This is a genomic window from Facklamia languida CCUG 37842 (genome assembly GCF_000245795.1).
Taxonomy (GTDB): Bacteria; Bacillota; Bacilli; order Lactobacillales; family Aerococcaceae; genus Facklamia; species Facklamia languida.
This window is the reverse complement of sequence record NZ_JH601133.1, coordinates 1,612,597-1,638,751: the sequence shown is the minus strand read 5'-3', so window position 1 is coordinate 1,638,751 and position 26,155 is coordinate 1,612,597. Positions and strand designations below refer to the sequence as shown.

Sequence of the window (26,155 nt, the reverse complement as noted above, 5' to 3'; positions counted from 1 at the left end):
ACTTTTTGATACTATTGTCATAAAATTTGGTGAACTTACGTGGGTTCATGCAGTTGCTGGTCATCCTTATAGCGTGATGCACAGCCCCATTCAATCAGTGACCCTTTACCTTCACGCCCACTTAGGAAATCCCGTCCTCATATTTGAGATCGCTTCTAGTCCACCTTCTCAACCGTATCTGTTTCTTTGGTCACTATGATGTAAGGATATTCCTGATTGGTTTCATAGTCCATTCTCATTTCCATGTACTGACCTCTGATGTAGACGGTGTCACCTTCGGCGATGTCTAGATTGGGTTCAGAATTCCACTTGACATAATATTGATTCGAGTCTTTATTATCCTCAACGATAAACTCATAAGCATAGCTTTCTAGCTCGAGGATCTTAACGATCTTGCCTGTGAATGTTACTTCCAAGGACGTCCAATCGGGCATGGCAAGGAGGTCGTCGTAGGAAGCATCTTGATAGCCATATTCATCAAAGACAATGCCTTCAGGTAGCAGGGCGGCAAAGAGGGGTTGATCAATTTGATTATTTATAATGGCATGGTCTTTTTTGCCTAAGACATCGATATAGAGGGTCTGGCCTTCCTCCTTGTAGTCCGCAATGTCGATGTGATAGAGGTCGTGCTTATCAAAGACCAAATAACCGACATCATAGAGGGGGGAATTTGCCTTGGTCTCGAAGATAGGCAGCGGGGTGGGCTGATTGGCGTCGATAATTTTCTCTTTCTGTAAGCCGTGGTTTGTGGTTTCTTCGATAAATTTACCACCGTCTACTTCAAATGAAGACTCAAAATCTTCTTTCAATCGCTGATAACCATCCACAAAACTGGATCGATGGACAGAATCCAGGCGTAGATCATTAATGGTTCTAAGAATTTGATCTATAATCGCTTGCGGATCTTCAGAATCAATGGGGATTCGTTTGTCCGCGTCAACCATTTCCATGGTAATCATCGTCAAGCCATATTCACCCTCGAAATCCTGGATGGTATAGGAGGTTTCTTGGGCATGAAGTAAGGCAGTGGGCCAAGTTAAGAGGACCAGGGTGATTATTTTGAGCAAACGTTTCTTCATAGAGTTTCCTCCTTTATTATGTGGTTCTAATCAGCAACACGATCCAATCAAGCTTTCTAAACAAATTGTGTCTTTTGCGGTAAACGAAGCGACTAATTATCATTCACACGCAAATCATCAATGATTGCTCAAACGCAACGCTTACTTGTCGATCGTGACACTATCGTATTGGCCGCTGCCGATATAAGGAACCCCCAATTCTGTTGGACCACCATAGGCACCTTCAACCGTCACCTGGTCGCCAACCTTAAGGTCTTCGAGTTGATCGAAGGTCCAGTCAATCACATAGAGATTACCCTCTTCGTCGTCTTCTAAGACAAACTTGTAATGGTTAGCTGAACTCGATAAGATCTTTTTCACGCGGCCTGTCACAAAGACATTTACCGTCGTATTCTCGGGCATCTGTAAGAGCTCATCATAAGGAACGGTCTGATAACCATTCTCATTCGTGACATAACCATCCGGCAGAAATTCCGTATAAAGAGGCTGGTCAATCTGATCATTTAAGACCACATGATCGGCTTGCCCCATAACTTCGATGGTTAGAAACTGTGAACTATCAGGAGACCCACTAATACCTACTAAGTAAGCTTCCTTGCGGTCAAAAACAATATAAGTGTAATCATCTGTGGTAAATTCAACATCCACTTCAAAAATAGGATAGGGCGAAGGTCCTTCTGAAATAATAGGATCCTGCAAGCTCTCGGCTCCCGGTGTCAAGGACTTAATCACACCCTCTTCAATTCGAGTGGTAGCTTCGAAACTATTCTTCAATCGACTAATCCCACTCTGGAATTGGAGACCTTGCACATCACTGACCCGAGTATTAGCAAGATAGACCAGGATCTGGTCCATAATCGCCTTCATATCCCCAGAGTCCGTTGGAATCCGATTTTCTTCGTCTGTTTGACCCGTTAGAAAAGTGATAATGCCATAATCCCCATCAAAGTCCTCAGGCCGGTATTGGCCTTCCTGGGCCTTCACCAAGGACAGGGGCATCAAGAGGAGGCAGAACACTGTCAGCAAGCATTTCTTCATAGGCTTCACTCCTTCATGTCGTTTTTTTTATTATAGCGGAAGGGGAAATTAGGGGGATAGTGATATGATTGATCTGAATAAACAAATACCTGCTTATGACCATGTTTGGAGCAAAAGCAGGTATTTCTTTATATTTAACGATCGTATTGACGTTTTATCACTTCTAATAGTTTTTCGTTTTGAATGATTTCAAGTGGTGCTAAAAAGGTGACAGTAACAACTCCAGGAAGCCGTCCGATTTCAATTGCACCTGTTACGGTTGCACGATTCATGACTTCAGGGACTGTTATGCCAAGAAAATCGGCAGCTCGCTCGAGTCCATTACTTGTTGCTTCATTTAGACTTGCTCCAGTGCCAATGAAAGATATTGGGAGAGACTCTTCAAGTTTAATTCCATCCCATTGTTTAGCAAAATCTTGAGCTTGTTGATATTCTTTTTCAGTAAATGGCTGGGCTAAGTAGGGGAGGTCTTCTGCAACAGGTAACAAAATAGGACCTTGGTTGTTAAGATTTTTAATTACCTCTACTCTAAGTTGTACCACACCTGCCACATCCGTCGTGTGACCGGCAATCTCCCCGTTACCTTGCATAGCATGCATATCACCAATATAAACACCACCGCCAGGGACCTTAACAGGAGCAATTAGAACTGCACCTTGACGAACTCTATTCACATCCATGTGACCATCCGTCCTATGAATTAAGTCCTCCTCAGTTTTGCCGTATTCGTGACTGGCACCTAATAAAGCTTGCCCAAAATCACCTGCATTGTGTGAATCCGGAAAGGCTTGTGAGGGAACAGTCCCTAATTGTCCTAAAAAGGGGCGCATTCTAGCAACTAATCCTACAATATCATTAGGAGCAAGGGTTGTGATTGGATTTTGGATGGAGTTCTCTGGTGTTTCCATCCATTCAAGACTGTTCTTAGCAATTTCCTCAGCATGATCTTTATCAAGGGTTAGACCTAGACCTAAATCAGAGTTAAAAACCATCGTATAGCCATTTGTTATATCAAATGGAAGAAAACTCTCGCCACATTCATGACAATGAATTGCTTCATAGCCAATTCCTTCAATGTCAGTAGCTGGATTAAGTGCACCACACTTTGGACATTTAGGATCAACGAATGGATCATTAATAAAATTATCAGGATTAGGCCGATCATTTCCGGAAGCCGTTGCACGGGAAGTTACAGTTATATTTTCGATATGAATTGCAATGGCATCGCCAATCTCCGCGCCTTCCACGTAGACAGGTTGAGTTACCTCGTGGCCACCTTTAAGTGCAGGCGTTATCATAGGTCCCCAACAGCCAGGAGCTGTATTAGCGATAATATGTCCACCGTCTTTAACATGGTAATCAAAAGGAAGTTCTGGGTCGAGTATTGCATTTGTAAAATTATTAACAAAGACTGTTTGTTTGAAATCCATTGTAGTTCCTCCTTATTTAATGATACGTTGATCATGCCATACAATGAAAGCGATATCAAATTTTCTGATTTAAAATAGCTTAAGCCGATAAAAAATTTTAAAGTACAATCATTTATAAGGTTAAATTTAATTGACGACCAATATCGAATCTGAAAGAATTAAATGCTGTTTTTATAATCGAGTATCATAAGACAAGATTAACTCGTTATATGTTTCATTAAAAAATAGATAAGCAGAATTCTAGACTAAAAATAAAAATCCTATTGTAGGTAAAGTGAATTGAATTTACCTGTGAGATAACATGATGGTTATATCATAAAAAAATTAGATGATTAGTAGATACCGTCATTAAATAAACAAGAGGATTATCAGATAAAACACTAGACACTTAATTAAAGGTAAAATTAACTTAAAGAACTGTTGATCAGAATAAATCTTAATCCACTTCTTCCACTAAAATAAGATAATGTATATTATGTAAACTCAAATAAATTATTCTACCTTTACCTATTTTTATATCTAATCAGCCCCCTCTTTTCGACTAATTTCCATAAAAGTAGGATCATGAGCTATTTTTGAACCTGAATACTATTTATCATGCTGTCAGAATTAGTTAAATGACTCCTGCAGTACATCAAATTCAACGTGAAGATCTTAACTATCAGTATGAGCACATAAAAAATCGGCACAAAGATTGATCCTTTATGCCGATCCAATTCATGATAAATAAGTTTTACAATTCTCTGATTCGAGTCGCTATAATCTTCAGGATCCCTTTATTTACTCTCTGATGAATCCTTAATTTGAACTTTCAAGGTCATAATTGTTCCATCTTCTGGAAATTCTTCAGGGTCTGCATAAACTTTTAAGCTATCCAGATCTTTAGTTGAAACCGCCGCATTGGATACGATACCAACTGGACAGGAGTATAGGCAGATTGTGCAGCCTGTATCTAGCTCTTGATTGGTTTCAAGATTACCGCCAAACCGAAAATCACTTTTAGCTATGCCTTCATTGTCAGATGTGAATAAATCGGTTAAGGCAACTTCTTCTTGGCCTTCCCATGAGATGGTAATTTCCAGAGGACTTCCTTCGACAGTTTTGTCTTCTTTTAGGTCATCTAAGGTAAGATTATCTCCTGGCTCCGCACCTAAATCAGTTAAGGCTTGATAAAAGTCTTTAGGATTAACGAAGGATTGCAATAAGGCCACATCGCCATTGCCACCTTCTTGATCGACTACCGCATGTTGAGAGCCCTCTTCCATAGCCTTCTTATTCATTTGAACTGCAAGATAGACCACTTTAGCTTCCTTGTCAACTTCTATTGGATGGTCTTTTGAGACGATCGCTTGAGTCGTTTCCTCAGCTGCAGTGATTGAATCAAGTTGTGTGACATGATCAGGGACATTTAAGGCGATGCTTGCTAAACTCAGACTTGCTAGAGCTGTTAAACACATTTTTTTGAACATTTTCATCATCCTTTCATAATTATTATACGCCTACTTGGCTAAATTTTATCCCTCGTCACCATTATTATTACTAATATATGACTAGTTTAACTAGAAAATTTTAATTCTAAATTAGATTCATTCTAATCCATTGAACCGTGGTTTGTATTGATAGTTGTTTTCAGGACTTGCAACCTTTCTTTCATTAAAATGATGACCTTATTATCTCCTTTTATAATTGACATTTCTTCCTTAGAAAAGTAATATAAGACCATATATAACACGTGTTATTTTAAGGAGGTAATGATGGCAGCTAAGACTAAAATTACTCGAGAGATGATCCTCAACCAAGCCTTCAAAATCGTACAGGACAAGGGATACCATGCACTTTCTGCTCGGTCCATTGCCCAGGGATTGGCTTGTTCCACCCAACCAGTCTTGTATCATTTTGCGACCATGGAGGCCATTAAGGAAGCAACTTATCAGCTGGTGAATGATTATCATACCCGCTACCTACTTGACATTCCACCCTCATCGGCCAATCCATTACTCACATTAGGACTCAATTACCTACAATTTTCCTTAGAAGAACAGCACTTTTTTATCTTTCTCTTCCAAACCAATCATTTCAGTCAATCTAGCCTACAGGATATTTTAGAGGATCCCAATCTCAATCAAATCCTAGAAGTGATGGGCCAGAGTCTTAACTGGGATTTAGATCGTACGCAACAAAGCTTTGCTAGTTTTTTCTTTCTAGTGCATGGCGTCGCCAGTCTACTCGCGAATAATGCCATGAAGCCAAATCTGGCTGAACTCGAGACGATTCTAAAGGATTTTTACCAACAACTTATCAAAGAATAGGAGACGATCTTATGATTAAACTACATGACCACCACCCTCTAGCCTTCTCTCTTGGCTGGATTATTCTATATGTCTTGATGTCAACCCCTCTAAGAGCTCAATATGGGGATGGAAGTGTTCAATTAATGGCCGGTCATTTGATGTTGTCCCTGGTGATTGCTTATTTCCTGATGGCTCTTGGGTTAGATAGTTACTATAAATTGAATCAACTTCCTGAGAATCCTAAAACCTTTATCTATTTTATTCCCATGGTCTTTCTAGCTACAGGCAATCTCTGGTCAGGCTTACAGGTTCATTATCATGGCAGGCATTTAGCCTTTGCTCTTGTAACCATGGGCTTAATTGGCTTTATTGAAGAGGTTCTCTTCAGGGGATTTCTCTTTCGCACTCTGCTTAAGCGAGACGGTCCAGTCCTTGCGATCAGCCTATCCTCGGTGACCTTTGGCCTCGGCCATATTGTGAATCTCTTATCGGGGCAAGCCAGTCTGGATACATTCATTCAAATTGCTTTTGCGGTTGCTTGGGGCTTTATTCTTACGATGGTCTATTACAAGAGCGGCAGTCTAATTCCATGTATCCTAGTCCACAGCCTAGTCGATATGGCAGCCCTTTTTACTGTCGACAAGACCCTCACCACCCTAGTCTACCCTCTGGTCACTATAATTGTGGCCATCCTCTATTGTCTCTACCTATCTAAACTTCCAACTCCACCAGAAATGCAGGAGTAAATACCTGATTTATACCTTCCCTTCCTTCAAAAAAAGTTTAACCATTGCCCTAAAATGTGGTAGAATAGCAAAGTCGTTAAAGACTTGCTGGTCATGAACCAGTCAGCCTTTATGATTGCTTGAGGTCAAAGATTGAAAGGAAAATCACTATGAAAAGAACTGTTGGGACTGTTACACGTGGTTTACGAGCTCCGATTATTAATGAAGGCGATGACTTAGCACAAATCGTCTTAGATACGGTCTTAGCTTCCAGTCAAGAAGCGCCCTTTACCATTGATGATCGCGATATCGTTACGGTCACTGAATCGATCGTGGCACGTGCGCAAGGCAATTATGTCACCTTAGATACCATCGCGAAAGACATCAAAACCAAATTGGCTAGCGAGACGATTGGTGTCATCCACCCCATCACCTCTCGCAATCGTTTCCAGTCAACATTGAAGGCTATTGCGCGGGCAGCTAAAGAAGTTGTCATTCAATTGGCTTACCCTTCCGATGAAGTTGGCAACCCCCTCATGTTAATCGAACAATTAGATGACGCCGGCATTAACCCCTCGTCCGATGTCTTAGATGAAGCCAAGATTAAAGAGCTCTTTGGTGACTTGAAGCACCCCTTCACAGGCGTTGACTATCTAGACCTCTACCGCAAAACCGTTGAGGACGAAGGCGCTAAATGTACGATTATCCTGGCTAACCAACCCAAGGCCATCCTTGATTACACCGACCATGTCTTAGCTTGCGATATCCATACCCGGCGCCGGACTAAGAAACGCTTGCTTGAAGCGGGTGCCAAGAAGGTTCTGACCCTGGATGAAATTATGACTGAATCGATTGATGGATCCGGCTATAACCCAGATTATGGCCTCTTAGGTGCCAACCTTTCCAACCAAGAGACCATTAAGCTCTTCCCTGTCGATGGTGACAAGTTTGTGGCCAAGGTTCAAGCCCTCTTGAAGGAAGCAACCGGCAAGACTGTTGAAGTCATGATCTACGGCGATGGCGCCTTCAAAGATCCCCAATCAGCTATCTGGGAATTAGCTGACCCTGTGGTCTCCCCTGCTTATACAGCTGGCTTAGAAGGCACTCCAGATGAAGTCAAACTAAAATACCTGGCAGATGAGAAGTTCAATGACTTGAAAGGTGACGACCTGGTGGCGGCCATTCGAGACTATATTGGCAGCCATACCTCTCAAGGACAAGATGAATCCGAACGGATTGGCACCACTCCGCGTCAATTAACCGACCTACTTGGTTCATTATCTGACCTTACCTCTGGTTCTGGCGATAAGGGCACGCCTTTCATCTATATTAAGGGCTACTTTGACAAATATTCTGACCAATAACCAAGCAAAAAAGCCGGTGACCTCCTTTGAGGTCCTCGGCTTTTTGTGTTTTTATGATTTTAGAGTTTAGTCACCATTATAGATCGTAGGAACGATCATATAATCCACTGTCCGAATGGCACCAAGGTCCTTACCACCTGCATAAGAGATTGAAGATTGTAAGTCCTCTTCCATTTCAGTCAGGGTTGAGAAGATGGACCCCCGGCTTTCGAGGAGGATCTTCTTCCCTTCGACGTTCTTATATTCACCCTTTTGGAATTGTGAGGCAGACCCGAAGTATTCTTGGTAAGTCACGCCATCTTCCACCACGGTTTCCCCTGGTGATTCTTCGTGAGCCGCTAACAAGGACCCAATCATCACCATATCGGCACCAAACCGGTAAGACTTGGCAATATCCCCGTGAGTACGAATCCCACCATCGGCAATAATCGGCTTACGGGCTGATTTCGCACACAAGCGCACAGCTGAAAGTTGCCAGCCAGCTGTCCCAAAACCGGTCTTAATTTTTGTAATACACACCCGACCTGGACCCACACCGACTTTGGTTGCGTCCGCTCCAGCATTTTCCAGGTCACGGACTGCTTCAGGTGTCGCAATATTGCCGGCAATCACAAAGGTGTTCGGTAATTGCTTCTTAATATACTTAATCATTTGGATGACCGTGTCTGAATGGCCATGAGCTATGTCAATCGTCATATAAGCCACAGGTTCTCCAGAAGCCTTTAATTCATCAATAAAGGTGTATTCCTCTTCCTTAACCCCCACTGAAATAGAAGCATAGAGGCCAAGTTGGTTCATCTTCTTAACAAAGTCTAAACGTTTCTCTGGCTCAAAGCGGTGCATAATATAGAAGTAACCTGCTTGTGCTAACTTTTGAGCTAATTCCTCATTAATAACAGTCTGCATATTCGCGGGTACAACGGGGATCTTGAAAGTGCGCTCTCCCAAGGTCACACTTGCATCACACTCTTTACGGCTCTTCACAATACACTTATTGGGAATCAACTGGACCTGTTCATAATCAAAAGTTTGCATTAATCAGTAGTCTCCTTCTTCAATCGATAATAAATGCTCGCTTTGCGAACCTTAAATAGTATAACGGTTTTGGATTTTTTTGCAAGCTAAAGGAAAAAATGAGAAATGAACATCTAAAAAAGGCTCCCCAATGCTTAATTAAAAAGGACCGCCCTTCAAAGCTCTGCTTTTCCGGGATTGATCCACTAGGCAAAGCCTCGGTCCATTATTATTTAATGATGGTTAAGAGGAAGCAAATAAAAAAGAAGGCCATCCTCAATGCTTAATTAAAGGGGACCGCCCTCCAAAGCCTTGCTTTTCCAGGCTCGATCCACTAGGCAAGGCCTAAACGGTAAACCGTAAGGCCTTGTAATCTGCGTGGATCGTCCACTGTCCTTTGATTAAGCATTGAGACTGCCTTCTTTTATTTATTGTCGATCTTGTTGAATCCTTGCCCAATATGAAAAAAATATTTTTGACTCAATTAAGGAAGGACTTGACTAATCATCCCGACTTTACTTTTATAAGAAAGCTGGTCGAATGAACCTAGTTTTACTTAGCCTTCAAGATGTAAATCAAATAAAAATCAGAGCATTTTAAATATCAATTCACAAGTACGTGGATGGTCTCATTTTTATTAGCTTAGCCGCTTTACTTTATCCATTATCTTTGAGATAAAAAGGTAGCTAGTCTAATTAAATAGTCAGACCTCCTTTATTTTATAGGCGCTCCTTGAATCCATTCTTTTCCTTTTTGTCCAGTGGAATAAGGATCAATATCTTAAATTAATAGAATATCGAATCCGTCAATAAAAGGTAGGTACCAAGTCTTAATCATAGGAAAAGAGGAAGGGCCACGTAGCGTGCAATGCCTTACGGTTTACCGTCTAGGCATTGCCTAGTGGCCCTAGCCCGGAAAAACTCTGTTTTGGAGGGCGGTCCCCTATGATAAGCATTGGTGCTGCCTGATTGACGGTATCCTACCTTTTATTTTTATAGTTTTTTGCATCACTTAATTCCAGTAGTCCTAGCCCGGAAAAGCTCCGCTTTGAAGGGCGGTCCCCTATGATTAAGCAGTGAACCTGCATTATTGACGGTTCTCTCTTTTTATTTTTTCTTATTTAATCCAGTATCTGCAATGCCTTACTCTGCCCCTTGTTTGGCTAATTCTCTGGCAGATTGACTCCATTCCTTCATCTGACCCGATTCAATGGCACGGTCGATGACTTGATTACATAAATCAATCAAGGACTGGTTGTCATGGCTGCGCGGAAAGCCGATAACATTCTGACCATAATAACCCGTTGGATCCAAGTCATAACCGGCTTGGTCTAAGAGCCTCAAGTCAGGAAAACGCTCGAGCATGGGAAGAAACGACGAAGAAGAAACCGCGACCGCTTGAACATCGCCCGCATTCAAGGCCATTACCGCCGAATCAGTGGTCGCAAATTGTTTGATCTGGCCCTTCTCCGTCAAGGTTTGGGCGGTTTCATATTGGATCGAGCCCCCTTGGACCCCGACCACTAATTGGGCCGCTTGGATCTGGTCTAAGTTTTGGAAAGTGGCGGCCAAGTCCTTATGCATCACAATCCCCTGATAGCCTTCATCCGATTGTTCCTGCTGGTAGGGCTTAGAAAAGTACATAGCGGCTTCACGTTCCTTGCTTTTGGAGAGGCCGGTAATCCCTAAATCAATGGTGCCCGCTTGTAGATTTGCTAAAACGCCATTAAAATCTGTCGTCACTAGGTACAATTCTACGCCAATTTCATCCGCTATGGCTTGGGCTAAAGCAATGTCACTGCCGACAATTTCCTTACCGCCCTCTTCATTAAGGTGGTAGAATTCCATGGGTGGAAAGTCTGGCGAGGTTCCAACTAAGAGCCGGCCTCTTTCCTTGATTTCTGCTAATTGGTCTGCCGCTTGAATGCTTGGTGGTAGGATACATAGAACCAACATGAGGCAGAAGCTTGTTAGTTTGATAAGGTGTTTCATAAGATTCCTCCTGATTCGTCACTAGAAGTCAACTTGTCTGAGAAATGTTTGTAGGCGGTCGGACTGTGGATGGTTAAAGACCTGGTCAGCTGACCCGATTTCTAGGATCTGGCCCTGGTCCATAAAGGCAACCCGGGAGGCCACTTTTTGGGCAAAGGACATCTCATGGGTCACGATGATTAAGGTCATGCCCTCTAAGGCCAGGTCTTGAATCACATTCAGGACTTCCTTGACCCGTTCAGGATCGAGGGCCGAGGTGGGTTCATCAAAGAGCAAGATCTCTGGTTTAAGCGCTAGGGCCCTTGCGATCGCTACCCGCTGTTTTTGACCACCTGATAATTGGTGGGGATAGGCCTGCCCCTTATCCTCTAATCCGACCTTATCTAAGAGGGATTGGGCTTGGTTATTAGCGGTTTGTTCATCCTGATAATGAAGCTTGATCGGGGCTAGGGTGATATTTTCTAAGACCGTCAAATGCGGAAAGAGGTTAAAGTGCTGAAAGACCATACCGATCTTGGACCGTAATCGATTAAGGGTCTTCTGGTCAATTTTATCGCCCGCAAAGACTTGGTCATCAAAGTAGACCGCGCCAGATGTCGGTGTCTCCATTCGATTGATACACCGCAACAAGGTTGATTTGCCTGAACCAGAAGGACCGATTAGGGCAATCACTTCCCCTTTTTCGACCTCTAGGGAGACCCCCTTTAGGACCTGTAAGTCACCGTAAGACTTGGTTAAGTCTTTAATATTGAGAATGGACATTTAACTTCGCCTCCAATCCTTTCATTAAACCGGTTAAAGTAGTTGTCAAAATCAAGTAGATGAGCCCGACCAGGATGAGGGGTTCAAACAAGGAATAGGTCGCCGACTTGACAATATTCTGGGTATACATCAAGTCAAAGACCCCTACCACGGATACGATGGAAGATTCCTTGATCATGGTGATAAATTCATTCCCTAGACCGGGTAGCGCCACCTTAAAGGCCTGGGGCATCAAGATATAACGATAGGTCTGCCCTTGACTTAGACCTAAAGATCGTCCAGCCTCCCACTGGCCTTTGGGAATCGATTCGAGTCCCCCTCTCAGGATTTCGGCGACATAAGCGCCAGAATTAATGGCCAGGGCCAAGACAGCAGTTAAAAATTCCCGCGACCCGAAGAGACTGCCTAGAAACGGCAAGGGTGGAATCACCAAACCAATCAATGGGAAGGCATAGAGCCACATAAACAGCTGCAAGAGCATGGGGGTTCCTCGAATGACTGTCGTATAAAGACCAGCCACCCCCTTCAGGATACGCCAGTCGGATTGTTTAGAGGCTAAGACCAAGAGACCCACCATAGTTCCTAAAATGACCGTAATCAAGGACAAGATAATGGTCACCAGAGTACCCTCTAAGAAGGTTGGTAGCCATGGAATCATCTTCGTAAAGTCAATTTGGATGGTTGCACACATTTTTTACCGCTTCCTTTCATTTCAATGTTAATAAAAAAAGACCCGTCTCCTCTTTCCGCTTGGAAAGATAGAGACGAGTCCTGCCCGTGGTACCACTCTTATTCTAAACGGGGAATTGCTTCCCGATTTACTCAGTTTGATAACGCTCAGACAGCGAAATGAGCTAATTGATTCACCCATTTTGTCCCGTAAGTGCGTTTCTGAATCGGCTGCAGAGTGAGCTTCCACTCTATCTCACCTCGCTGTCATTCACCGAATCATACTCTCTTACGCCTTGACTTTTATTAACTTGGTGAGAGCTTAACAAAGTAAAGATTCTTTGTCAAGGATAATTCTGGATTCAATAGCACAGTCTGTCCAGCCTAATTAATGATAAATGCGAAAAGTAAACAAAAAGATGGCCATCCTCAATGCTTAATTAAAGGGGACCGCCCTTCAAAGCTATGCTTTTCGGGCCTGGTCAACTAGGCAAGGCCTCAGTCCATCATAATTTAAGGATAGTGAAAAGAAGCAAATAAAAAAGAAGGCAGTCTCAATGCTTAATTAAAGGGGACCGCCCTCCAAAGCCTTGCTTTTCCAGGCTCGATCCACTAGGCAAGGCCTAAACGGTAACCCGTAAGGCCTTGCAAGCTGCGTCGATCGTCCACTGTTCTTTGATTAAGCATTGAGACATCCTTCTTTTATTTATTCTTGGTCTTGCTCAAATATTGGTAAACATATTTACTAATCTAGCAAATAAAAGGATTATTTGCCTAACCTTCATATGGCCTTCCTTGAGCGATAAAAGGCAAACAAAATAAATGAACAGAGCATTTTGAATATAAGATCATAAGCATATGGAAGGCACTTATTGTTGGATCATCAGCAAGGCTTTATAACTTTAAATAATAAAATAGTTGGTAAGATTTATTTCTAACCCTATTTATAATCCCTATTCTTGATGTGAAGCGATAAGAACAAGCCCTCTTTTATATTTGCTTATTTTAAAAAAAGAACGCTAACCCTTTTATCTTCAAATGTAAGGGTCGATAAATCATAAGAACCAGTCATTATATCGGCAGTCTTTATTCATTTTTTATTGTTTGGCAACTGGATGAATTTACAAAACATGAACATAAAACATAAAATCCGTCAATAAAAGGCAGGTCTCACTAATTAATCATAGGAATGAGGGACAATCCACGTAGCATGCATTGCCTTACGGTTCACCGTCTAGGCAATGCCTAGTGGATTGAGCCCGGAAAAGCTCCGCTTTGAAGGGCGGTCCCCTATGATTAAGCAGTGGACCTGCATTATTGACGGTTCTCTCTCTTTTTATTTTTTCTTATTTAATCCAGTATCTGAATTGCCTTACGGTTTACCGTTTAGGCATTGCCTAGTGGGCCTAGCCCTGAAAATCTTTGCTTTGAAAGGCGGTCCTCTATGATAAGCATTGGAACTTGACTGATTGACGGTCTTTCCCCTAGTCCACTTGCTTGATCTTCTTTAGCGCCCTAGTAATATCCGGTGACCGAAAGATGGGACGAACAGGTGGATTTTGAAGGAATTTGACCTGGTCTTCACGCAGGCCGGTTGTTTGCATGACCTGGTATAGGTCCATGTCTTGCGCTTGAATCCACTGAGATAATTGGGCCAACCGGTCATAGTCCCGCTTTTCCTGCCAAGCCATAAGTAATAAGAAGACCACCACTCCCAAAGCACCGACCAAATAGTGACTCAAAAGAGATAATAAGACCACTACCGCCCCACTCCCCAGGGCTAAGAGTAAGTATTTTTGATAAATAGGATGCATGCGGATCGTCCTTTCTTAATATGATTCCTTCTGCTAGAGGGTCTGCCATTTGAGGCGGACGTCCTCTTCAATTTGGTGGCTATCATGTTGGTCTAAGTAGGTATTTAATTTGGCCAGTAGAAGTGCTTTATGTTCAGGTAAGCGCCCTTTTAGCGACAAGGCATTGGTTGGATGGGTCGCATTAAAGACCGTAGTTAATTCCAGCCCCTCCAGGAGTTGGCGCATTTCTAACAAACTCTCACGGGCGGTCAATCGCTGAAATTCACCTGATCGGACGGACCGGACTAGGTCGGCTCCCTTGAAGAGGACCATGGTGACAAGGGTTAATTCTTCTGGGTGGACCTGGTTTAAGAAGGCCGCTGTCTTTTGGGCATGGTCCTGGCTCCACTGGCGCCCACCCAGCCCCAGCATGATATAGCAGGTATAACGAATTCCAGCTTCTTCTAATTTTTGCAGGGCCACTAGTTGGTGTTTAGCAGAAACGCCCTTTTGTTGGTAGCGTAATACCGTATCGGATCCCGTCTCAATCCCGATTGAAATTCGGTCCAAACCAGCTTGGTGGAGGCGGATAAGATCTTGCGGTGATTTGCGCAAGATATCGTAACTGCGCGCAAAGGTGGAGACATAGTCCACTTGAAAGGCACTTTGCAGATAGCCCAAGATGATCAATAAGTCTTCCGTATCGCGGCATAAAGCATTCCCTTCTAAGAGGGTAAACTTGCTTGGCTTCCGCCGCTGGTTCTGGTAGAAAGCTGCCTGGTCGGTGATATAGTGTTTAATTTTATCCAAGGGGAAGTGCTGAAAGGGTTGGAGGTGATTCAAATCACAAAACCGGCACTGGTTATAATCACAGCCGGCCGTCACCGGAATCCCTAAATTATGCATCTCCGGCATGGGGGTGTAGTAGCCACCCTGGTAGAAATCCTGGAGTTTTAACATCTGACCTGCCCCCTTTTATTCATTCTATCACAAACCCTTCCCCTGCCGATATAAAAAAACCCCCTCCGCAGGGAGGGGGCAGTGAGAGAAGGTTCAGGGAAATTTATCTAGTTTAAGGTGTTACCAAATTCATCTTCGACATGACCATCTTGATAGACATAATAGGAACCTTGTGAACCAACAAATTCATAAGCGCCTAGGCTTTCCCGGTAGACGGGCTGATCATAATCAATCGTTTCATCGTCCAATTGGAGGTCCATGATCACTGATTGAGCTTTTTCGGGTGAATCAACAACCGCTTCAGCCGGTGCATCTGGTACTAAGCTTTCATCGAAATAACCATTGGCGATAATTTGTTCAAAGGCTGCCTGCAGAGCCGTATTCTCGGTTGGTACGAAGTGGACCAGACCAGAAGGTTGTCCTTCATTCTGCTGACTGTGAAGGACCACTGGTTGACCATCCACGATCGCAAAGAGGTAATAGTGATCACCAGCAGGTTCATCTGGATGCTTAGCCCGGAAATCTTTGGTGTCATTATAGGCGGCTACTACCGCATATTGACCAGGTGTTTGACTAATACCGTCCTCAGACCATACGGCTTCAACGGCTTGATCATTAACTGCTAAGAGTGGCAGGATCTCATTAGGGAATTTTGGTCCATACATTTCACCGGGTTCATCGGGTGTAAAGCGTTCATAGACTTGATCCATACCAGTCCCCCATTTGTCCATAAAGGTCTTAAGGGTTTGGTCTTTGTCTGGATTATAGACCGGATCCATGGTTTCCTCTTCTTTTGTTGTCTCCTCAGGTTCAGCTGTTGTTTCTTCTGGTTCTGTCGTTGTTTCCTCTGGTTCTGGTGCGACCGGAATGAGGTCCTGGTTATAGGTTCCTTCTTCCACGATCTGCTTAAAGCCAGCTTGGAGGGCTGCATTCTCTGTTGGTGCGAAGTGGACACGTCCATCTTCTGCCCCTTGATTTTGTTGACTATGAAGAACGACTGGCTCACCATTGACGATGGCGAAGAGGTAATAGTGGTCGCCGGCAGGTTCATCTGGATGTTTAGCTCGGAAGTCGTCTGTGTCATTATAGGCCGCGACAATGGCATATTCACCCTTCTCACTTGAGAAGCCATCGGTTGACCACTTGGCATTGACCGCTTGGTTATCCACCGCTAACAAGTCAATAATCTCATTAGGGAAGCTTGGTCCGTACATCTCACCTGGCGCTTCTGGAGTAAAGCGTTGGTAGATCTGGTTCATGCCTTGGCCCCATTCAGCCATGAAGTTCTGAAGGACTTGGTCCTTATCCGCATTAAAGAGTGGGTCCGCTAATAATTGATCGGGTCGCTTAATCGGATAATCTGAAAGAATCAGGTGGTCCACATGATCGATAGTGCCATCTAAGTGAACCCGGTAGTCGCCTAAGATCTGCTCTTGACCTTGACTATCCAAGGTCACTAGACGATAGTAGTAAGCATCACTTGGGGAATCATACTCGCCATATATCGCCTTAATATTATTGTCGGTTGGGAAGAGTGCTTTCACCAGGTAATCAAGTGTTTGGCCTTCTTCAAGAGCAATGATCTTACCATCGGGTTGGTTATCCAAGAGTCGTTCATCAACTTGATGGATGATCAGGCGGGTATTGAAGTCCACATCATAGCGGGTAAGGAAGTTGTTATCCAGTTCTTCTTGACTATAAGCAACTGTAATCTGGGTGATCGAATAATCGACTTGCTTATCGAAACTGTAGAAGCGATCATCGTATTGCATAATCGTCCGGTTACCCTTCCGACTTACTTCCTTCCAGAGACTACGGTCATAGTTATTTGGGAAGTCGGTTAAGGCTACATTCTGGCCATTATGCATGGCTGCTTCATAAATATCAATGGCTTGTTCAGCAGTCCAAGACTCTTGGTTGGAGTCATCAATTGTTTCACTATCAATTTGGATCTTAGCAAATTCCTTCATGACATTGAAAATCACTTTCTTAACGGAATCGGAGATCTCAACATTATATTTCTTGGCAATTGCGTCGGATTGTTCATTGATGATTTGGAGAATTTCGTCATCGGAGATTTCTTTCTTCTCCTTGACACGTTGGGCAATAATCGCCTTAATGTTAGCCGTTAATTCGTTGATTTGAGCGTCGGTTAATTGAGACTTTTCCTTAATCTCAGTTGGTAAAGTCACTTCTTTTTGCGCAACTTTAATATTTTGAATGTTCAACTTATTGCCGTTGGCTTCGTAGATCGCATAGACACCCGCCAGCGCCCCTTCACCTGTTACTGGCTTTAAGGAACCGATCTTGATTAAGACGTCCTTAGCCCCAGAAGTAATGGCCGCATTTTGGTAGGTCTGGGCGGTCACTTGATTGATTGTTTGAGGGGTCACAATTTGAACTTGCACCCCATAGCCAGGTTCACGCGGTTCGATAATGGCTGAAGAATAAACCCCAACATCATTCGGTGTTCCCAGGTTGAGATACTGGTTAATCTTGGCCCCATCAATCTTAATTAAGTCATTGCTGGCTACCTTATCAATGTTCAATAACTTCAAGGTCTCTTGAACTTGTTGATCGGTTAAGGAAGCACCAAGGGATACCTTCTGATTCTGTAATTGTTGCTGCGCTGCGACTTGTGATAATACATCAGTTGACAAAGTCATGACCGGAGCACTCGCTAGGACAGTTAATGCTCCAACTAACAATAGTTTTTCTCTTTTACGCATACGTTACACACCCCTTCTTTCTTAATTACAATTTAATTTTACAATGACCAGTGTAGACTTACAAATGAAAGCCGTTAATAACCTAAAAAGAGTCGATATTATTCATAAATTCGCCATACATTCATCGCGAAATACTCAAAACCCTGGTTTAAAGGCGATTAGATAGCCTTAAAGCCTGGACCCTTTTGCTGAACCACCGCCTAATAAGTAGGTAGGCCCCCACTCCCTGTTCAACTAAAATCCAGCTTATTAAATGAGAAGATTATAACTTATCCTTTTTGGTTGGGTGTTCTATCCTTGTCTTAATTAATTAGATCGTTATCCTAATTAAGGATGATCGTTCTCTGATTGTTTTTTTGATATAATTAGGAAAATAATTCAATAGAAAAGAGCGAGAAGATGTCCCCCAATAAAGAAGATTATCTCAAAGCGATTCTGCTATTGAGTGACCAAGCAGAGATTGTCTCCAACAAGCAAATCAGTCAGGCCATGTCGGTATCCGCCGCCTCCGTTACAGAGATGAATAGCCGGTTAGTGGCAGATGGCTACCTAACCTCTATCCCCTACAAGGGCGTTCAATTAACGGACAAGGGACGGCTTACCGCCCGGCAGTTATTGCGCAAGCACCGAATCTGGGAAGTCTTCCTTCAAGAGAAGTTAGGCTATGAGTGGCATGAAGTCCACGAAGAAGCCGAGCGCTTGGAACACTTTGCATCAGACCGGTTAGTCGACCGGCTAGATGCCTTTCTCGGTTATCCTAGCCAAGACCCGCACGGTAGCCCCATTCCTAAGGAAGATGGGTCTCTCCCAGCCAGTGATGGCCGCCAATTACTATCCGACTTTCAAGTTGGCGAGACAGTGGAAGTCGTCGAGTTTAAGGACGAGCCAGCTATCCTCAACTACCTCAAGGACAAGGGCGTTCAATTAGGGGACCGGTATACCATTGAGACCATCGAACCCTTCGACGGCCCCTTCCACCTGCGAGGATCGGACCAAGCCACTCCTTTGATCCTCTCCTTGACCCTGGTTCAACACATCTATGCACAAAAAAGACAGCCCTAAAATCGGGGGCTGTCTTTCTTTGATTTGACTGCTATTGACTGGCATAGACGGGGTCTGAGGTCGTCTGAATGCCTAAGTCTGCCAATTGACTGCGGGTATCCTGGCTGAGAATCACGCTCGAATGGGCCTGGGTATCGCGCAATTGATGGAGCTGTTGGTAGGCTAATTGAGCCGTTGGATTAGTTACCGCTGAGATGGCCAAGGCAATTAAGAGCTCATTGAGCGTCAAGGTTGGATTCTTATGGGCCAGGTTGTCCCGCTTGAGTCCTTGAATGGTCTCCAACACCATCGGGGCCAACAAGTCGATCTGGTCCGAAATGCCTGCCAATTCCTTCAAGGCATTCATGATCGCTGCTCCTGGCGCATCCATCAGTTGGGAGGTACGCCCCGTAATCAGCTTGCCGTTATGGAGTTGGAGGGCAATCACGGGGCAGGGGCCTTCTTGGCCGGTCCGGTCTTTCACTTCTTGGGCATATTCATGGGCTCTCACAACCGGAATGCGGTCTTCCGGCTTAAGATTGGATTCCTCCATAATAAGCTGCATCTTGGCTCGGATGTCTTCATCGACCTGCCCGACCTTGAAGTCATGCTCTACATGGAAATAGCGGCGAATAATCTCCTGCCGGGCTGCTTCTTCAACAACAGCCTCATCAATAATCCCCTGCTTGATCATATTGACGCCCATGTCGGTCGGTGATTGATAGTGGAAGGTCGAAGACGAGGTATTGGCTAAGATCCGGCGAATGACTGGGAACATCTGCATGTCGCGGTTATAATTGACCGCCATTTCACCGTATGCATCAATATGATAAGAATCCAGCATATTAATATCATTCAAGTCGACCGTTGCGGCTTCATAAGCCACATTAACCGGGTGCTTCAAGGGCAAGTTCCAGACCGGGAAGGTCTCAAACTTAGCGTAAGAGGCATTCACGCCCTGCTTATGTTCATGATAGAGTTGGTTCAGGCAAGTGGCAAGTTTACCGGATCCCGCACCGGGTCCTGTGACAATCACTAAGGGCTTGGTGGTTGGAATATAGGTGTTCTTGGCAAAGCCTGCTTCCGAGAAGAGGGTCTCGATATCGGTTGGATAGCCCGCAATCTCTTCATGGGTGAAGACGCGAATGCCACGATTTTCCAAGTTGGCCTTAAAGACACTGGCATTCTTTTGTCCCTTATACCGGGTTAAAAGCACACTGTTGACCGGAATATCCAACGCTCGGTATTCCTGGATCAGACGTAGGACATCCTGATCATAGGTAATACCATAATCGCCCCGGATCTTGTTGTGTTCAATATCTTCCGCATAGATACAAATAATTATCTCCGCCTGGTCCTTCAACTTGCACAGGAGGGTTAGCTTGGCATCTTCATCATAGCCTGGCAGGACCCGCTTGGCATGCTTGTCGCCGATCAGCTTACCCCCAAATTCTAAGTAGAGCTTGTCGATTCCCTCTAAGCGCTCATAGATATGTTTCGACTGTTCTTGCAGGTATTTCTCATTATCAAAGCCAATTGCTTGCATCTCAAAGCTCCTTTCTTAACATACGCTCTATTCTATCAAAAAAACCGCCCACAACCTAGACTAAATTGATTAAATAACGAGATTCAAGCTTCAAGCAGTGGACCCGTCTTGACAGGTTCAAGGAAAAGCCTATACTTAAAGGCATTGCACAAGGAGGCTAACCATGATCACCAAACAAATCACCCGGATCGCGATCGGTCTCGCCCTCTTAATTGTGGCTTCCCAATTAAGTCTGCCGATCGGTCCCGTTCCCATCACCTTACAGAGCCTAGTTGTCTTAATTTTGGCCCTATCCCTACCTCTCAAGGAAGCCTTGACCCTCCATGCCCTCTATCTGGTCTTGGGCCTCATCGGGCTACCCGTCTTTGCCAACTTCACCGGGGGCTGGGCCGCTGTCTTGAAGCCTAGCTTTGGGTTTATTCTCAGCTTCTTAGTCGTCTGCCTGGTGGTAGAAGGCATGAAAAAGCGTCACTACCCACTCTGGCTAATGGCCCTGCTGGCCAGCTTGACAATTTACCTGATCGGGATTCCTTATATGGCCTGGGTCTTGAATGGGTATTTAGGGCATGGTCTTTCCCTGGGTCAAATTCTCAGCCTGGGAATGTTCCCCTTTCTGATCGGTGACCTCTTAAAGGCCGTCTTGGCCGTCTTGATCAGTCGCCGGCTAAGACCTCTCCTTGAGTCACAGACTCCCTAATCCAGCCATAAATAAGAGCCTGACCCTTGTTCAGCAGGGGTCAGGCTTATTTGATTATCGGTTGAGGAGACGACGGACTTCATAGATGACCCCATCGCCATAAGCCGCTGGAGCAATACTATCCGCAGCCAATTTAACTTCTCGTTCAGCATTGTAGACCGCAATTCCATGGCCAGCTGCCTTCAGGAGAGCCGTATCATTATGATTGTCACCTGCCGCCAGACATTGGTCGCAGGTCAAGCCGAGATGGTCACAGATCCATTCTAAGGCCTTGCCCTTATTGACTCCTTTGGCCACAATATCCATGGCCCAATCCGAGAAGGTCACATAATCATAGTTGGGGCCCAACTTGTTCGCTAGGGCAATCAGTCGCTCAAGCCCCGTCTCCTCAGCATCATCCACCAGTAGGATCTTATCCACCTTCAGGCTTGGCCAATCTGCATCTTCAAAGGGCCGGATGACCTGGTCGGAGAAATTATCCTTCGTCTGATGTTGGGTAAAAGGAGTCGCTTGGGTCGCATATTCCTGACCATCAATCACATAGAGGACACTGATTCCCATCCCCATCGCCACCTCAATCACAGGTCTTAGGGGACCGATTGGCATCTGGAAGGAATGCAGGATTTGGTCTTTATAGCGAATCGTCGCCCCATTAGAGGTCGCATAGGGCAAGTCCAAGTCGAGTTGGTCCAGGAAGGGTTTAAAAGCCTGGTAAGACCGGCCCGTCGCAATGGTCCAGCCGACCTCCTTTTGTTTGAGTTCTTCGACAAAGGCCTCAAATTCAGGACTCAACCGCTTCTGCGGGTCCAATAACGTATCATCTAAATCTGAAATTAATAATTTATACATGTCATCACCTGACGCCCATTATACCGAATTATGGCTGTGGGATAAAGTCCAAAAACCTAAACAAACGATTAGGTTAAAGAGCGATCAAAATGCCCCTTATTCTATTACCATTTAAGCCCAATAAAAAAACAGACCGCAGCGACGGTGAAGTCACAGGAAATGGAAAGGTTCTCTGCGATGCATGGTCGCAACGCCTGTTTTTAATTCTATGGATTTTAAGACCAGCTCTTCCATCTTGGGAAAGGATCTTTAGGTCTGAACCCTGCCTATGCTGTCAGGGCTTTTTGCTTCATCTCTTGCGGTAAGAGCGACACGGTCCATTCTACCATTAGGGGAAGCAAGATGGCGTCATCGATCCAGCCCAGCGGTCCAACCAGAAAGGCTGGCAGCAAATCAGCCGGTAGAATGACATAAGCCAGGGTGGCGAGGATTAATAAGCGTACACCCCAGGGGGTCTGACGATTAAAGAGAGACCGGATAAAGAGTGGGAATTTATTACCAAAAAAACGTCTTATTTGTCTGATCTTCATGAATCATCACGTCCTTTAATGTCTTATACTTTTCGATCGACAAATTGAGTATAAGGCATCGCAAGGGGTATGTCCTCCTCCTTAAGGCGGATTTCAGCCCCTCGCTGACCCCATAAGCTTTAGCTGGTCCTCTGCTTCCTGTTGTCTTGGGCTTTTTAAGACGTTCTCCTTAAGGATCGGCTTTAATGAAAGATCTGATAAAGCAAGTCGTAGGAATGGATCCGGGCTTCTTGGTCTGGGATCGGCATATAAGCCATCAATTCATCGATCCCATACCGGTCAATCTCATCTCTAAGAATCGGCTTAACCGTCTCTGGCGTTCCTTTAATCAGAAATCGGCGGTCATATTTCTCTTTTAACAAGGCTTCTTCCTCGGGAGAGAAGGTGTAGTCTTGTGCCTGGTCCAAGGTCCTAAGCGCCTGCTTGTGATCGGAAATACTGGAGATTTCCATGGGACGAGCCAGACGGTCGGCTTCTTCTGGTGTATCCGCTAGGATGATCAGATAGGAAGCCATCACCTGTGGCTGGTCAAAGAAAGGACTGGGCTTGAAGTGGTCGCGGTAGGTTTGGAAGACTTCAGGGCCTATCTCAATCCCAAAGAACTTGGCAAAAGAATAGCCCAAGCCCATCTCCCCCGCCTTCAAGGCTGAATTACCTGTTGAACCGAGCATCCAAGGCTGGGCCAGGGTCTCTGTCTCCGCTGGAATGGCCTTGACCAAGGAATAGAAGCCAGCAGGCTCTTGGTCGCGTAGGTAGTCTAGAATCACTTGCGCCTTGTCGAAGAGGTAGTCGAAGTTAACCGGATTCCCCTGTGATAAGGCCAGCATGCCATGGTGGTCCGTTCCAGGGGCTCGGCCAATGCCCAGGTCAATCCGGTCTGGTGCCAAGAGGGTCAAGGTCTTAAAGATCTCTGCCACCCGCAACGGCGAATAATTGACAATCATTGTCCCACCGGTCCCTAAGCGAATCTTATTCGTCCGGCTGGCTAGATAGGCCAGAAAGATTTCAGGAGCAGAACTGGCTAAGTGACGCGCCCCATGATGTTCCGAAGCCCAATAACGGTCATAGCCAATCGTTTCTAGGGCTTGCACCATTTCAATGGTTCGTTGATAGCGTTCCTGGGTCGTTTCGCCATCACTTAAGGGTAATAAGTCGTGAATCCCTAATTTCATGATTATTCCTCCTTCATTTCTTGTTATTATAACAAAGTTTCTACTTTATTATCTTATTTTGCCTGGTGGTGATGGGGCAGGAGGTAATTCACAACTAAAGCCACTACCACCCCGATCGCTGTCTCTAAGACCCGCGTCGCCGCATAGCTGAGTTGATGATCCAGAGGAATATTGAAGAAGATCACGAGGAGGGTGGCACTGCCAGAGATCAGACCCTTATTGACCTTTAGACCATTGGCTAGCGTGATAAAGGCCATAATGGCCAGGGGCACCAACCAGATTAAGTGTGGGTCTTGCCCTGAGCGAATCGGAACCAGGAGGATAAAGACCCCCGCCACCAATCCTGCCACTAGAATGCCTAACAACCGCGCCTTACCAAAGATATAGGAAGTCGATAGGTTCTCACGAATGGTAAAGATCGCGGCCAGAGAGGACAACATTGGGCTATCATGAAAAATAAAAAAAGATAATAAAATACAAATAAAAACGGCTATCCCCGTCTTCACGGTCCGCATTCCCAAATGAAAAGGTCCCAAAACCATGCACTCACTCCTTTATAGATTCACTAATTCGCGCGCCAATTCGGTCCCCAGTCGGCCCTAACAAATGATTGACACGAACATTTGTTCGATATATACTAACTGCAGAAAGGAGGCGGTGGGGATGCCCCTCATTGATTACCAGCGCGAACCGCATTCTGATATTGCCTTCATTGATATGAAGTCCTTCTATGCCAGTGTGGAATGCGTGGATCGCGGCCTGCACCCCTTGCGCACGAGCCTGTGCGTCATGAGTCAAACCGACACCAGTCAGGGCCTGATCCTGGCCTCTTCGCCCGTCTTCAAGCAAGTCTTTGGCAGGCAGAATGTTGGACGCACCTATGACTTGCCCTTTTATGTCCATAACCGGCGCTTTAACTACCAAAAAGCCCGTCAACAAGGGCTCCGTACAGACCCCGCCTATGTCCACTATATCGAATCCTGGGCTAAGCGGTCCCTCTTTGTGCCACCCCGCATGGGGCGGTATATCCAGAAGAACCAAGAAATACTCGCCATTCTTGGCCACTATGCCCCTCAAGAAGATATTCTGCCCTATTCCATTGACGAGGGCTTCATTGACTTGACCCATGTGCTCAACTATTTTATTCCAGACCCCAGCCTGTCCCGCAAGAATAAGCTAGAGATTCTAGCCAAAAGCATTCAATGCGATATCTGGCAGAAGGTCGGAATTGCGGCTACCATTGGCCTGTCCAATGCCAACCCCCTCTTAGCCAAGTTGGCCCTGGATAATGAAGCCAAGCAAAACCCCACCATGCGGGCCAATTGGTCCTATGAAGATGTCCCAGATAAGGTGTGGGCGATCGAACCGATGACTGACTTCTGGGGCATTGGGCATCGCACCGAGAAGCGGCTCAACCGCTTGGGGATCCATTCGATCTATGACCTGGCCCATGCGGATCCCGACTTGATCTACCAAGAGCTAGGGACCATGGGGCTCCAGCTCTTCTTCCATGCCCATGGCGTCGATGAGAGCAAGGTACAAGAACCTTACCGCCCTAAGGCTCAAGGGCTAGGCAATTCACAGGTCCTACCGCGCGACTACTACCAGGTTGAAGAGATTGAACTGGTCCTCACCGAGATGGCCGAACAAGTCGCCATTCGCTTAAGGCGGCGGCACAAGAAGGCCACCCGGGTCCATATCTGGGTGGGCTATTCCCGCCAGGTCGACCAGCGGGGCTTAAACCTCCAAGTCACCATTGACCCCACCCACCAGACCAAGGTCTTGGTCCAGACGGTCCGCCAGCTCTTTCGCGACCACTATCTAGACCCCCTACCCGTGCGAAATATTGGCGTCCGCTATAGCGGTCTAGTCGATGAGGGTATCCACTATTACTCCCTCTTTGATGAACCGGACCAAGTGATCCGAGAAGAGACCTTGGATCAGACCCTGGACCAGATCCGCCAGCGATTTGGCTACACCTCGATCTTGCCTGCCTCGGCTTTGATGGAGGGGTCCCGGTCGATTGCCCGCAGCCAGCTAATTGGGGGCCATGCAGCAGGTGGTGCCGGTGGATTGGCAGGTCTTGAGTGATGGTCGATCGCTCTTACCTGCGTTCAGCGGCTGCTCGTAACTACCAAGACCGCAAGATGGCCAAGTGGATGGGCTTCTTCTTGTCAGAACACCAAGCAGCCTTGACCCAAGAACGCCTTGACCCAACAGACTCCGTCCGTCTCCCCCAGCCTACTGTCTACCTCTGGGCCAGCCAAGCCTTGAGCCAAGGGGTGGCCATCCAGGTCACCTATCAAGTCGCTCCGACTAAACCCCACCAAAGCTTTACCGGGGTCGTGACCGATCTGACCAGTGACTTCATCCTGCTTAAGGCCTTGCAGGGGCAAGAGACCCGCTACCTGAAACTGAGTCAGGTTCTACAAATGCACCTGGCCCCGGAAGCAACCGATCAGTCAGCGCCCTGAT

23 protein-coding genes are annotated in these 26,155 nt (G+C 45.4%); 7 read left to right on the top strand and 16 right to left on the bottom strand.

The genetic code is table 11. The features are described from left to right. Positions 1-155 precede the first annotated feature (155 nt). The 4 genes from HMPREF9708_RS07515 to HMPREF9708_RS07500 all read right to left on the bottom strand — a co-directional run bounded on the left by HMPREF9708_RS07515 (position 156) and on the right by HMPREF9708_RS07500 (position 5,016). Positions 156-1,079, bottom strand: coding sequence for a hypothetical protein (locus HMPREF9708_RS07515; protein WP_006309696.1), 924 nt, complete (start codon positions 1,077-1,079; stop codon positions 156-158). A 141-nt stretch (positions 1,080-1,220) separates the two neighbouring features. Then, positions 1,221-2,117: an OB-fold nucleic acid binding domain-containing protein gene (locus HMPREF9708_RS07510; protein WP_006309695.1), complete on the bottom strand. Its 897-nt coding sequence runs from the start codon at positions 2,115-2,117 to the stop codon at positions 1,221-1,223. A 134-nt stretch (positions 2,118-2,251) separates the two neighbouring features. Beyond that, positions 2,252-3,547 carry an acetamidase/formamidase family protein gene (locus tag HMPREF9708_RS07505; RefSeq protein ID WP_006309694.1) on the bottom strand — a complete coding sequence of 432 codons (1,296 nt, stop codon included), beginning with the start codon at positions 3,545-3,547 and terminating at the stop codon, positions 2,252-2,254. Between the two features lie 776 nt (positions 3,548-4,323). Further along, positions 4,324-5,016: a YdjY domain-containing protein gene (locus HMPREF9708_RS07500; protein ID WP_006309693.1), complete on the bottom strand. Its 693-nt coding sequence runs from the start codon at positions 5,014-5,016 to the stop codon at positions 4,324-4,326. Between the two features lie 285 nt (positions 5,017-5,301). Here HMPREF9708_RS07500 and HMPREF9708_RS07495 point away from each other — a divergent pair, with 285 nt between their 5' ends. The 3 genes from HMPREF9708_RS07495 to HMPREF9708_RS07485 all read left to right on the top strand — a co-directional run bounded on the left by HMPREF9708_RS07495 (position 5,302) and on the right by HMPREF9708_RS07485 (position 7,927). Next, a complete protein-coding gene (locus HMPREF9708_RS07495; protein WP_006309692.1) occupies positions 5,302-5,856 on the top strand; it encodes a TetR/AcrR family transcriptional regulator in 555 nt (184 codons plus the stop codon). Between the two features lie 11 nt (positions 5,857-5,867). Then, positions 5,868-6,584, top strand: coding sequence for a CPBP family intramembrane glutamic endopeptidase (locus HMPREF9708_RS07490; protein ID WP_006309691.1), 717 nt, complete (start codon positions 5,868-5,870; stop codon positions 6,582-6,584). A 149-nt stretch (positions 6,585-6,733) separates the two neighbouring features. Continuing rightward, on the top strand, positions 6,734-7,927 hold the full coding sequence (locus HMPREF9708_RS07485) for a coenzyme F420-0:L-glutamate ligase (protein ID WP_006309690.1): 1,194 nt from the start codon (positions 6,734-6,736) through the stop codon (positions 7,925-7,927). 66 nt (positions 7,928-7,993) lie between these two features. Here the strand turns inward: HMPREF9708_RS07485 and HMPREF9708_RS07480 are convergent, their stop codons facing one another. The 7 genes from HMPREF9708_RS07480 to HMPREF9708_RS07450 form a co-directional block, all read right to left on the bottom strand. Then, positions 7,994-8,962: a GMP reductase gene (locus HMPREF9708_RS07480; protein WP_006309685.1), complete on the bottom strand. Its 969-nt coding sequence runs from the start codon at positions 8,960-8,962 to the stop codon at positions 7,994-7,996. 1,121 nt (positions 8,963-10,083) lie between these two features. Further along, a complete protein-coding gene (locus HMPREF9708_RS07475; RefSeq protein ID WP_006309682.1) occupies positions 10,084-10,932 on the bottom strand; it encodes a substrate-binding periplasmic protein in 849 nt (282 codons plus the stop codon). A gap of 21 nt (positions 10,933-10,953) precedes the next feature. After that, on the bottom strand, positions 10,954-11,694 hold the full coding sequence (locus HMPREF9708_RS07470) for an amino acid ABC transporter ATP-binding protein (RefSeq protein ID WP_006309679.1): 741 nt from the start codon (positions 11,692-11,694) through the stop codon (positions 10,954-10,956). Then, entirely contained in the window at positions 11,675-12,385 is a 711-nt protein-coding gene (locus HMPREF9708_RS07465; protein ID WP_006309678.1) for an amino acid ABC transporter permease, read from the bottom strand. Before HMPREF9708_RS07465 ends, HMPREF9708_RS07470 begins: the two co-directional genes overlap by 20 nt. Positions 12,386-13,847: 1,462 nt before the next feature. After that, on the bottom strand, positions 13,848-14,177 hold the full coding sequence (locus tag HMPREF9708_RS07460) for a hypothetical protein (RefSeq protein ID WP_006309677.1): 330 nt from the start codon (positions 14,175-14,177) through the stop codon (positions 13,848-13,850). Between the two features lie 33 nt (positions 14,178-14,210). After that, positions 14,211-15,116, bottom strand: coding sequence for a radical SAM protein (locus HMPREF9708_RS07455; protein WP_006309674.1), 906 nt, complete (start codon positions 15,114-15,116; stop codon positions 14,211-14,213). Between the two features lie 107 nt (positions 15,117-15,223). Further along, entirely contained in the window at positions 15,224-17,845 is a 2,622-nt protein-coding gene (locus HMPREF9708_RS07450; protein WP_006309673.1) for a DUF1002 domain-containing protein, read from the bottom strand. Positions 17,846-18,244: 399 nt separating this feature from the next. On the opposite strand from HMPREF9708_RS07450, the gene HMPREF9708_RS07445 reads away from it, so the two are divergent. Then, entirely contained in the window at positions 18,245-18,907 is a 663-nt protein-coding gene (locus HMPREF9708_RS07445) for a metal-dependent transcriptional regulator (protein ID WP_006309672.1), read from the top strand. Positions 18,908-18,938: 31 nt separating this feature from the next. Here the strand turns inward: HMPREF9708_RS07445 and HMPREF9708_RS07440 are convergent, their stop codons facing one another. Continuing rightward, positions 18,939-20,432 carry a DUF1846 domain-containing protein gene (locus HMPREF9708_RS07440; RefSeq protein WP_006309671.1) on the bottom strand — a complete coding sequence of 498 codons (1,494 nt, stop codon included), beginning with the start codon at positions 20,430-20,432 and terminating at the stop codon, positions 18,939-18,941. Between the two features lie 163 nt (positions 20,433-20,595). Between HMPREF9708_RS07440 and HMPREF9708_RS07435 the strand changes: the two genes are divergently transcribed. Then, complete coding sequence (locus HMPREF9708_RS07435) at positions 20,596-21,129, top strand: biotin transporter BioY (protein ID WP_006309670.1); 534 nt, start codon at positions 20,596-20,598, stop codon at positions 21,127-21,129. A gap of 54 nt (positions 21,130-21,183) precedes the next feature. Here the strand turns inward: HMPREF9708_RS07435 and HMPREF9708_RS07430 are convergent, their stop codons facing one another. The 4 genes from HMPREF9708_RS07430 to HMPREF9708_RS07415 all read right to left on the bottom strand — a co-directional run bounded on the left by HMPREF9708_RS07430 (position 21,184) and on the right by HMPREF9708_RS07415 (position 24,222). Next, entirely contained in the window at positions 21,184-21,978 is a 795-nt protein-coding gene (locus HMPREF9708_RS07430) for an HAD family hydrolase (RefSeq protein ID WP_006309669.1), read from the bottom strand. Positions 21,979-22,244: 266 nt separating this feature from the next. Beyond that, positions 22,245-22,508: a YkvA family protein gene (locus HMPREF9708_RS07425; protein ID WP_006309668.1), complete on the bottom strand. Its 264-nt coding sequence runs from the start codon at positions 22,506-22,508 to the stop codon at positions 22,245-22,247. 182 nt (positions 22,509-22,690) lie between these two features. Beyond that, positions 22,691-23,680 (bottom strand): MsnO8 family LLM class oxidoreductase, encoded by a 990-nt coding sequence (locus HMPREF9708_RS07420; protein ID WP_006309667.1) that lies wholly within the window; start codon positions 23,678-23,680, stop codon positions 22,691-22,693. Positions 23,681-23,733: 53 nt separating this feature from the next. Then, positions 23,734-24,222 (bottom strand): FUSC family protein, encoded by a 489-nt coding sequence (locus HMPREF9708_RS07415; RefSeq protein WP_006309661.1) that lies wholly within the window; start codon positions 24,220-24,222, stop codon positions 23,734-23,736. A 121-nt stretch (positions 24,223-24,343) separates the two neighbouring features. Between HMPREF9708_RS07415 and HMPREF9708_RS07410 the strand changes: the two genes are divergently transcribed. Both HMPREF9708_RS07410 and HMPREF9708_RS07945 read left to right on the top strand, forming a co-directional pair. Next, on the top strand, positions 24,344-25,771 hold the full coding sequence (locus tag HMPREF9708_RS07410) for a Y-family DNA polymerase (RefSeq protein WP_006309660.1): 1,428 nt from the start codon (positions 24,344-24,346) through the stop codon (positions 25,769-25,771). After that, positions 25,771-26,154, top strand: a complete 384-nt coding sequence (locus tag HMPREF9708_RS07945) for a hypothetical protein (protein ID WP_006309659.1) — start codon at positions 25,771-25,773, stop codon at positions 26,152-26,154. Before HMPREF9708_RS07410 ends, HMPREF9708_RS07945 begins: the two co-directional genes overlap by 1 nt. Position 26,155 lies beyond the last annotated feature (1 nt).

Excerpts from the sequence above, each read along its gene's own strand:
- HMPREF9708_RS07455 (WP_006309674.1), bottom strand. The coding sequence starts at position 15,116 with ATGTTAAAACTCCAGGATTTCTACCAGGGTGGCTACTACACCCCCATG.
- HMPREF9708_RS07485 (WP_006309690.1), top strand. The coding sequence starts at position 6,734 with ATGAAAAGAACTGTTGGGACTGTTACACGTGGTTTACGAGCTCCGATT.
- HMPREF9708_RS07490 (WP_006309691.1), top strand. The coding sequence starts at position 5,868 with ATGATTAAACTACATGACCACCACCCTCTAGCCTTCTCTCTTGGCTGG.
- HMPREF9708_RS07435 (WP_006309670.1), top strand. The coding sequence starts at position 20,596 with ATGATCACCAAACAAATCACCCGGATCGCGATCGGTCTCGCCCTCTTA.
- HMPREF9708_RS07425 (WP_006309668.1), bottom strand. The coding sequence starts at position 22,508 with ATGAAGATCAGACAAATAAGACGTTTTTTTGGTAATAAATTCCCACTC.
- HMPREF9708_RS07515 (WP_006309696.1), bottom strand. The coding sequence starts at position 1,079 with ATGAAGAAACGTTTGCTCAAAATAATCACCCTGGTCCTCTTAACTTGG.
- HMPREF9708_RS07415 (WP_006309661.1), bottom strand. The coding sequence starts at position 24,222 with ATGGTTTTGGGACCTTTTCATTTGGGAATGCGGACCGTGAAGACGGGG.
- HMPREF9708_RS07420 (WP_006309667.1), bottom strand. The coding sequence starts at position 23,680 with ATGAAATTAGGGATTCACGACTTATTACCCTTAAGTGATGGCGAAACG.
- HMPREF9708_RS07460 (WP_006309677.1), bottom strand. The coding sequence starts at position 14,177 with ATGCATCCTATTTATCAAAAATACTTACTCTTAGCCCTGGGGAGTGGG.
- HMPREF9708_RS07495 (WP_006309692.1), top strand. The coding sequence starts at position 5,302 with ATGGCAGCTAAGACTAAAATTACTCGAGAGATGATCCTCAACCAAGCC.
- HMPREF9708_RS07465 (WP_006309678.1), bottom strand. The coding sequence starts at position 12,385 with ATGTGTGCAACCATCCAAATTGACTTTACGAAGATGATTCCATGGCTA.
- HMPREF9708_RS07480 (WP_006309685.1), bottom strand. The coding sequence starts at position 8,962 with ATGCAAACTTTTGATTATGAACAGGTCCAGTTGATTCCCAATAAGTGT.
- HMPREF9708_RS07505 (WP_006309694.1), bottom strand. The coding sequence starts at position 3,547 with ATGGATTTCAAACAAACAGTCTTTGTTAATAATTTTACAAATGCAATA.
- HMPREF9708_RS07440 (WP_006309671.1), bottom strand. The coding sequence starts at position 20,432 with ATGCAAGCAATTGGCTTTGATAATGAGAAATACCTGCAAGAACAGTCG.
- HMPREF9708_RS07475 (WP_006309682.1), bottom strand. The coding sequence starts at position 10,932 with ATGAAACACCTTATCAAACTAACAAGCTTCTGCCTCATGTTGGTTCTA.
- HMPREF9708_RS07500 (WP_006309693.1), bottom strand. The coding sequence starts at position 5,016 with ATGTTCAAAAAAATGTGTTTAACAGCTCTAGCAAGTCTGAGTTTAGCA.
- HMPREF9708_RS07470 (WP_006309679.1), bottom strand. The coding sequence starts at position 11,694 with ATGTCCATTCTCAATATTAAAGACTTAACCAAGTCTTACGGTGACTTA.
- HMPREF9708_RS07430 (WP_006309669.1), bottom strand. The coding sequence starts at position 21,978 with ATGTATAAATTATTAATTTCAGATTTAGATGATACGTTATTGGACCCG.
- HMPREF9708_RS07450 (WP_006309673.1), bottom strand. The coding sequence starts at position 17,845 with ATGCGTAAAAGAGAAAAACTATTGTTAGTTGGAGCATTAACTGTCCTA.
- HMPREF9708_RS07410 (WP_006309660.1), top strand. The coding sequence starts at position 24,344 with ATGCCCCTCATTGATTACCAGCGCGAACCGCATTCTGATATTGCCTTC.
- HMPREF9708_RS07510 (WP_006309695.1), bottom strand. The coding sequence starts at position 2,117 with ATGAAGAAATGCTTGCTGACAGTGTTCTGCCTCCTCTTGATGCCCCTG.
- HMPREF9708_RS07445 (WP_006309672.1), top strand. The coding sequence starts at position 18,245 with ATGTCCCCCAATAAAGAAGATTATCTCAAAGCGATTCTGCTATTGAGT.
- HMPREF9708_RS07945 (WP_006309659.1), top strand. The coding sequence starts at position 25,771 with ATGGTCGATCGCTCTTACCTGCGTTCAGCGGCTGCTCGTAACTACCAA.